This is a genomic window from Gracilibacillus halotolerans, from assembly GCF_014206945.1.
GTDB lineage: Bacteria > Bacillota > Bacilli > Bacillales > Amphibacillaceae > Gracilibacillus > Gracilibacillus halotolerans.
In genome coordinates this window covers 34232-40927 of the sequence record NZ_JACHON010000022.1, presented here as the reverse complement: position 1 = coordinate 40927, position 6696 = coordinate 34232, and the positions used below count along the sequence as shown (strand labels likewise).

Here is a 6696-nt window from a genome sequence, read left to right as displayed (position 1 = left end):
TTAATATATTTTTCTTCATACTATAAAGATACCACAGTCATAAAGACTGTGGTAGAGCAAAAAACGACCCAGATTTTTATACTTTCTTATCTTTTTAAAAAAGTCATAAATGAATTTATCTATTATTTTCATCACCTACAAATATAAAATAAATATTAAAATACTTCTTCATGAAATTATGTTAATCTATCGTATATAATCGCCATAATAGCCTCTCCAGACAATTTTTTTGCTCCATTATTGTTATTTGATTATTAATTCAAAGAAATCATTTAGGCGAATCCAATCTATTCCTTGTCCTTCTCGATAAATTCGCAAATCTTTAATCCCTAAAATTAATGGATCAAGTTAAAACTACTTATATTCTTTTCGGCAAGAATACTATGGGGACATTTACTTATTCACTCTAGTTTTCATTTTGCCGTTTTGTTCGTAAATAGTAAATATAAACGATTGGTATAAGTCCACAAACTAACAATATTCCACCTATAATTACCCCGTTAACGATAGTAAATCCTTCGCTTAATGATGTTAAGATGCCTATAACACTTGATATTAGGAACACTATGAAGAACGATATAAGAAATCCTTTTTTGGGTGATTTTTCGCCGCTTTCATAGTCAACACTAACATTCATTGATAGATAAGCAGAAACGATTATTGATACCATAAATAGTATCCATAATGGATTTTCTCTCATTCCATCAAATCCTTTTGTAACTATGTCATATCCCAATATCCCTAAAATACCTGCTGTTTGAATGATATAGGCGATACGAATGTTTTTTAGATTTCTCAAGATTAATCGCTCATCTTTTATTTTTTCCATCACTGACCACTCTCCTTTTCTATCCAAAAAACTTCATCCAAAGATTTGTTAACAGCATAGCAAATTTCCAAACACAATTTTAAAGTGGGATTATATTTTCCTTTTTCAATTAAACTAATTGTTTGTCTAGTGACACCAATTTTTTCAGCCAATTGTTGCTGAGTTAAGCTAACTTGAACTCGAGCTATTTTAACTTTATTTTTCAAATGTTGTAATCCCTCCTTATAATTATTGTAACATATAAATTGCATTATTCAATATATATGTTACATTTCAGGCAGAGGTTCTCTTAGGTTTAACTTGCCTGCTTTAATAGTTACTCTTACCAACTCTATTTATTATTGTACAACCATAATAAACTCCTGCAAAATCACCCACCTCTACCCCGCATTCCACCGTTGCCGTAAAATAAAGTTTTGCTACGGAACCCCATTTCGAAGAATTTTCGGTTCGAAATTAGCTGTTTTCCGGGCCACTTTCGACTGTATTTTCACCTTTTTTTGGGTGTTGTAATAAAGTTTTGCCAAAAATAATTGGAAGGGAATTTGTAGGAACATGGAACTGGCAAGGATTTGGACATGAAAATACCATGAAATCGCAAATATTTATTTTAACGAAATCAGGGTCGGACTAGCAAATGTTTATTTTGACTAACAGATTATTTTTTATCTAGATACTCATGTGCGGCGATAATAAACCTTTTCCCTTATCACTTTTCCCTTTTCCCCAAAAAAGGAAACCCTTATTCTGAAAGGATTTCCCTTTTTCATTTCTTATTCTCTAATCAGCTATTTTTATCTTCCCAATAAGTCTCTGCGCTCTCATAAATTTCCTCTACTGATTTATCCTTGAATACTTCTTTCTCCAAATTTAAGTAATCTTCTTTTCCCAACTCCTCTGAATAGCGTATAAATCGCAAGAATCCAGAATAACCAAGCTCTTTTATTAATGCTTTAGAACCTTTTTCTATTATCTCCTTGTCTGTGTAATTAACTTTTTCATTCGATAACATTGATGTCCATCTCCTTTCTAAGGAAATCCACAGGATTATAAATTCTAATGTTTTCAATAATATTCTTTAATTTGTTCTTGTTGCTCTCAATTGTTTTTATAAATTTATCATCACAGGTTATAAAATAATCGCATTTATTATAAACAGCCACAGCAAGATGTAATGAATCTTTATTCTTTGCATTTGAGTTCTCAGCTATATTTTCTGCAATTGTTTTAATTTTACTATTAGGTTCAATAGCCTCATTACACAGGTTTGAAACTGATTTTATGTGAAGTCTCCTTTCAGCAAATGGGTTCATACTATTCTCATACTCTAATATAAAGGACCAAACAAGCCTATATTTGCCCTTCTCAATTAGTTCAAATAATATATCTATTGCCAAAGATTCAAAACGGATCCTTATTTGTGATTGATCATCGAATATTCTATTGTAAATATTCATATCAAAATATAATTTCATCATTAAAATCCTACCTTCTTATAGCAGGAAAGAAAAGCATCTCCTTTGTCAACGCTATCCATTTCTTTATAAATTTCATTATATCACAATCATCAGTAAACTTTAGTAGCAAAAGGGCACGGAGAGATACTTTTTTATTTTAATGGATAAGTGTTTATATAAGGAATACAATTCTGTGCAGCGATAATAAACATTTTCCCTTTCCCACCCCACGAACCCGCATTGTACCGTCCTGTAATTAATAAAGTCATTCCTTGGTCTCGCTTTTTTTCAAACTTAAATTCTGTTATATCTCGGATATTTGGAAAAAGATTATTAATGATGAAAATAAACATGTTCTGAAAAGAAACGGGAAACCCTCATGTTCAAAGGATTCCCCGCTTTTTCTATCTTTTTTTGCACGTATTTACCCAAACTTTATTCTCCAAAAATCACGATTTTAGAAAGACTTATTCATACGGAACGACTATATTAGCTCTATACAAATCAAATTTCCAGCACCGCTACTGTCTCAATATGCATCGTCTGCGGGAACATATCTACTGGCTGAGCTTCTTTTGTTTTGTATCCACCTTCTTCTAGGATTTTTAAATCTCTAGCTAATGTAGATGGGTTACAAGAAACATATACAATTCGTTTCGGCTTCATATCTAACATTGCCTGTAATAAATCTTCGTCACAGCCTTTACGAGGTGGATCCACAACAATTACATCTGGTTTGATACCTTGCGCTTGCCACCACGGCATTACTTTCTCAGCTTGACCTACAAAAAATTCTACATTATCCATGTTATTTAATCTCGCATTATCTTTCGCATCGGATATTGCCTCTGGAACAATTTCTACTCCATAAACTTTCTTCGCTTTTTGCGCCAAAAACAGTGAAATCGTTCCAATTCCACAGTAAGCATCAATCACTGTTTCATTTCCAGACAAATCTGCGTATTCTAATGCTTTTTTATATAGTTTTTCCGTTTGGAGTGGATTGATCTGATAAAAGGATTTTGCTGAAATGGAGAATCGAATTCCATCAATTTCGTCATAAATATACTCTTCACCATAAAGCACTTTCGTTTTCTTACCTAATATGACATTTGTTTTATCTGGATTGACGTTTTGAATAATAGACGTGATTTCTGGATGCTTTTCTTTTAGTACGCTTACTAACTTACTAAGCTGTGGTACTTTTTCTTTCCGTGTGACCAATACAACCATAATTTGCTTTGTTACTTTCCCTGAACGAACCATGATATGACGTAATATTCCCCGATGATTCGTTTCATCGTATGCAGAAATATCGAGGCTGTTCGCTATCTCTCTTACGACATCAATCATTTCATCATTTGCTTCTTCCGTAATAATACAACGTTCCATATCCTCTATGATGTCATGGCTTCTCATTCGATAAAAACCGGTAATTAGTTCACCGTTCTTTGAACCTACAGGGATTTGAACTTTATTTCGATATCTCCACGGATCCTCCATACCTATTGTTGGATGGATTGGTATGCCTTCGATATGGCCAATTTTCTTTAGTGCACTCTTTACTTGGTTTCGTTTCATCTCTAATTGCATCTCATAGTCCATATGCTGGATTTGACAACCACCGCATTTGAAAAACACATTACACGGTGGGTCGACACGATGTTCACTTTTCTTTGTAACCTCGATAAGTTTTCCAAATCCATATTTTTTATTAGCTTTAATAACTTTGACTTTTGCTGTTTCTCCTGGTAATGCATATGGCACAAACAGTGGGTATCCATTTATCTTTCCAACCCCTGCGCCATCATGTGATATATCTTCGAATGTTAGTTCAATGTCTTGGTTCTTTTTTACTGGAGGCGCACTTTTTGTCATATGATCAACTTCCTTTTTCTGTTCATAATATCGTTCTGCACATGCTGTCAAAATTTTATCATAGTATGATTAAAATAGAAAATGCTTGTCTAATAAAATCATTTCCTGGGAAATAATGAATAAAAAACGACTCCCTATTTCAGGAATCGTTTTATTCAGGAATACTATCTTGTTTTTCGATAAAATCTTTTGTTACAAAGAATTCTATGTGTCGATATAAATTTTCAAACTCACCCGGGAGCAAACCACCATATTCTCCATCCAAGTTCAGTTGTAGTTTCTCCTCTGAAGTCACTTTTATCCGATTAGCTTTTGTGTAAAATATATGTTTATCTTCTAAATGTGCTCCCTTAGTAGCTAAGGAGGCAATTCTAATAAAGTCAGCAAGGTTGGTCTTTCGTAAAACGAGTAAATCAAAATAACCATCATCCATCTTTGCATCTGGTGCGAGCTTTTCAAAACCACCGACTGAATTCGTATTTGAAACTAGAAATAACATAATTTCATCTTCGAATGTTTTACCATCGTATTCAATCTTTACACTTGTTGGTTTTAAGGATGGTAACATTTCAATTCCCTTTAAATAGTATGCTAGCTGGCCAAGCATTGTTTTCAGTTTGCTAGGAACTTCATATGTAAGCTCGGTTAACTTTCCAGCTCCAGCAATATTGACAAAATAGTTACCATTTATCCTTCCGATATCAAGTGGCCGGATATTTTCTTCTAAAATAACTTCGACTGCCTTTTGAATATCTCTCGGAATACATAAAGCACGTGCAAAGTCATTCGTTGTACCAACAGGGATAATTCCTAATTTAGGACGATATTCTTTCTCGGCAATGCCATGAATGATTTCATTTATCGTTCCATCCCCACCTGCGGCAATGACAAGTTCATATTTTCGTTCTACTGCAATTTCTGCTGCTTCTGTTGCATCGCCTTCTCCAGTTGTAGCATGAGTAGAAGTTTCATAACCTGCATTCTCTAATTTTTTTAATACTTTCGGAAGTTCCTTTTGGAATACTTCTCTGCCAGATGTTGGATTATAAATTATCCGTGCACGTTTCACCATTTTCATTACTCCTTTTGCATACCCTTCTTCCATCATAAATCTTTTGGGATTTTTTGCAACAAATTTGATGGAAAGCGCTTCCTTAGTCTGGGATACTTTAGTAAATGCTATGATGTTTTCTCCAAATAACATATGATAGATATAAGTTATTATTGATAGTGTAGGTGATTTCCTTGAAATTGGATAAACTAGATTTATTTCTTATCTTAATTATTGGTACTTTAGGTATTATTAGTTGCTTTACCTTATACACGTTACACGATTATCTTCCAGTCTACGTACAGAATAGTTATTTAAAACAAATCATTTGGTTCGTAATTGGTGGGTTTGCAATAATTGCCGCCATGTTTTTTGACATGGATTTTTATCGAAAACTATCATGGCCATTATATATATTGGGTGTTCTCTCACTAATAGGTTTGTTCTTTCTCCCTTGGGGATGGGAAAACAAGGGTGCTCTTAGATGGTACATGTTGCCTATAGGTGGTGTCACCATTCAACCCTCTGAATTTATGAAAATATTTCTCGTTCTTGCACTCGCACATATAACAGCCAGTCATAATGAAAGATGGACGCACAAAAATGTAAAATACGATCTTGTTTTGTTAGGGAAAATAGTTGGTTTATCTATTATACCATTCGTATTGATTGTGATTCAGCCAGATTTAGGGTCTGCATTAGTAATTGCATCTATTGCTCTCTTTACACTAATCGTTTCTGGGATTAGATGGCGGACCTTATTCACACTATTTGGTGGGGGATTACTGTTCGTGGGGACCATTGTTCTATTATATTTTTCGAATCCCGATCGCTTTATATCTTTTTTAAGGAATACGATGTTTAAGCATGTAGCTGATAGAATCCAAGCTTGGCATCAACCTGAGTTATATCAAGATAGTTCGGCTATGCAAGGTATTAAATCTACACAAGCCATTGGTTCTGGTCAAATGTCAGGTAAAGGAATAATGAATTATGAGGTTTACATTCCGGAAAGACATACAGATATGATTTTTACGGCGATAGGAGAACAATTTGGTTTTATAGGATCTAGCATTGTTATCATCTTGTATTTTCTACTCTTATACAGAATGATTTCCATTGCCATTCAGACAAAAAATCCTTTTGGTAGCTATATATGTGTTGGTTTTGTTGGTATGTTTACATATCAAATTTTTCAAAACATTGGTATGTCCGTTCAATTGTTACCTCTAACAGGTATTCCTTTACCGTTTATGAGTTACGGTGGTACGTCATTACTCATTTACATGGTTGCGATTGGTATTGTATTGAATGCTCAAGCTAGGGAGAAAACGTATATGTTTGATACGGACTAGGTAATGGTTTTATAGTCTGTGGAGTGGGTGCTATGAACCGTGAGTTGCTTCTATGGACTGTCATGTGCGTGCTATGGACCGTGAGTTGCTTCTATGGACTGTCGTGTGGGTGCTATGGACCGTGAG

At 34.1% G+C, this 6696-nt stretch carries 7 protein-coding genes; 1 reads left to right on the top strand and 6 read right to left on the bottom strand.

Annotated features, from left to right (window positions below; translation table 11 throughout):
- Nucleotides 1-406: 406 nt before the first annotated feature.
- The 6 genes from GGQ92_RS14415 to GGQ92_RS14390 form a co-directional block, all read right to left on the bottom strand.
- Nucleotides 407-829 (bottom strand): hypothetical protein, encoded by a 423-nt coding sequence (locus GGQ92_RS14415; RefSeq protein WP_184250498.1) that lies wholly within the window; start codon nt 827-829, stop codon nt 407-409.
- Nucleotides 829-1035: a helix-turn-helix transcriptional regulator gene (locus tag GGQ92_RS14410; protein WP_184250495.1), complete on the bottom strand. Its 207-nt coding sequence runs from the start codon at nt 1033-1035 to the stop codon at nt 829-831. The genes GGQ92_RS14415 and GGQ92_RS14410 overlap by 1 nt, the downstream gene beginning before the upstream one ends.
- Nucleotides 1036-1613: 578 nt before the next feature.
- Nucleotides 1614-1841 carry a hypothetical protein gene (locus GGQ92_RS14405; RefSeq protein WP_184250492.1) on the bottom strand — a complete coding sequence of 76 codons (228 nt, stop codon included), beginning with the start codon at nt 1839-1841 and terminating at the stop codon, nt 1614-1616.
- Nucleotides 1828-2307 carry a PIN domain-containing protein gene (locus GGQ92_RS14400; protein ID WP_221437338.1) on the bottom strand — a complete coding sequence of 160 codons (480 nt, stop codon included), beginning with the start codon at nt 2305-2307 and terminating at the stop codon, nt 1828-1830. The genes GGQ92_RS14405 and GGQ92_RS14400 overlap by 14 nt, the downstream gene beginning before the upstream one ends.
- A gap of 483 nt (nt 2308-2790) precedes the next feature.
- A complete protein-coding gene (gene rlmD, locus GGQ92_RS14395; RefSeq protein ID WP_184250489.1) occupies nt 2791-4164 on the bottom strand; it encodes a 23S rRNA (uracil(1939)-C(5))-methyltransferase RlmD in 1374 nt (457 codons plus the stop codon).
- A gap of 151 nt (nt 4165-4315) precedes the next feature.
- The gene (locus tag GGQ92_RS14390) at nt 4316-5233 is read right to left on the bottom strand and encodes a diacylglycerol kinase (RefSeq protein ID WP_184250504.1); all 918 of its coding nucleotides are present in this window, start codon (nt 5231-5233) and stop codon (nt 4316-4318) included.
- 170 nt (nt 5234-5403) lie between these two features.
- Between GGQ92_RS14390 and GGQ92_RS14385 the strand changes: the two genes are divergently transcribed.
- The gene (locus GGQ92_RS14385; protein WP_184250501.1) at nt 5404-6570 is read left to right on the top strand and encodes an FtsW/RodA/SpoVE family cell cycle protein; all 1167 of its coding nucleotides are present in this window, start codon (nt 5404-5406) and stop codon (nt 6568-6570) included.
- The last annotated feature ends 126 nt before the right edge of the window (nt 6571-6696 follow it).